Below are 1209 nucleotides of genomic sequence, written 5' to 3'. Positions count from 1 at the left end.
GTCCGGATGTCGGCGAGTTGTTCCCCGAGGCCGTACGCGACGCGGGCGGTGCCGGCCTTGGTCATGCCGGACATCATCCCGCTCTGGCCGTCCCGCCCGTCGCCGGATCACCCGGCCGGGTTTCGCGAGGATGCGAGGACGGGTTCACGGCACGGCAGCACCCCCAATCCCCCAAATATTGTGGGGGATAGAACCCCTGTTTGCCCAGGTGGCGGAGTCCAGTGGGGGATTGGGGGTCAGGCCCGGTGAGGACCTGTGTACTGAGGTCTCGGTTTTGCCAGGTGGGCGCGCTGATCTGTGTACCTGTGTCAGGGGTGGCGGTATGGGTTCGTCGGTATGGCTGCTCACTGTTGCAGTCGGTAGAGCAGCGCGTGCCGGAGCGTTTCGTCGGAGGTCATGGCCATCCGGATGAGCTCGCGGAACACTTCGGCTCTGTCCAGCTGTCGCAGGCCGGCCTCGATGCGGAGCTCCAGGATCCATCGATCGATGGCGAGGAGTTCGTGTTGATCGAAGCGGATGGTGCTGGGCACCGAGGTGGAGGTTGGGGGTGCTGGGGGCCTTTTGTAGCGCTGGGGTGTCGTCGCATCCTATGAACGAGCTGCGCGCCAGGGTGTGTCGCCGGTTCGCGGGCAACCGCCGGATCCCCTTAGTACTGCAACCGCATGTGGTGTGACGGTCGGGCGTTTCGCTCGTTGGTCAGACTGTGTGTTGAATCGCTGACGGTGAAGCAGGTCGAGTCGTGGTCCGAGGGGGTAGCCGGGCTCCATGCCCGCTTTGCCCGTCATTTCAGCAGGTCGGAGCCACGTGAGCGGGCTTTGGACTATCTGATGGGATTGCTGGCTCCGTTGGAGAAGAAGAACGGCTGGACGCTGGCCGAGCAGGTCGGTCAGCTCCGCCCCGATGGTGTGCAGCGTCTGTTGAATCACTCCGAATGGGACGAGAACGCCGCCCGTGATGACGTGCGGGACTTCGTCGTGGAGAGCATCGGGTCCCCGGACGGCGTGCTGATCGGTGACGACACCGGCTTCCTGAAGAAAGGCACCAGGTCAGCGGGCGTCCAGCGGCAATATTCCGGCACCGCGGGGGCCCGTACTTCAATAAGTGCACGGCAGTAGGGCAGTTGGTGGGAGCCTGAATCATGGCTTCGCTTCTGGCTGACCGCGTCACTGCCCGCGTGCTACGGGCCAAGTTCGATCAAATATTGCCGCA

Annotated in this window: 1 protein-coding gene and 1 pseudogene; one reads left to right on the top strand and one right to left on the bottom strand. The window is 64.0% G+C overall.

Annotated features, from left to right (window positions below):
- Positions 1–344: 344 nt before the first annotated feature.
- On the bottom strand, positions 345–530 hold the full coding sequence (locus O3X23_RS43440; RefSeq protein ID WP_269280797.1) for a hypothetical protein: 186 nt from the start codon (positions 528–530) through the stop codon (positions 345–347).
- 192 nt (positions 531–722) lie between these two features.
- On the opposite strand from O3X23_RS43440, the pseudogene O3X23_RS43435 reads away from it, so the two are divergent.
- Positions 723–1085 (top strand): annotated as a pseudogene (locus tag O3X23_RS43435) (transposase); the annotation flags it as partial.
- Between the last annotated feature and the right edge of the window lie 124 nt (positions 1086–1209).

The sequence above is a fragment of the Streptomyces sp. H39-S7 genome (genome assembly GCF_027158205.1).
Classification (GTDB): domain Bacteria; phylum Actinomycetota; class Actinomycetes; order Streptomycetales; family Streptomycetaceae; genus Actinacidiphila.
Note: the sequence above shows the minus strand (reverse complement) of the source record. Positions and strands in the feature narration are given on the sequence as shown.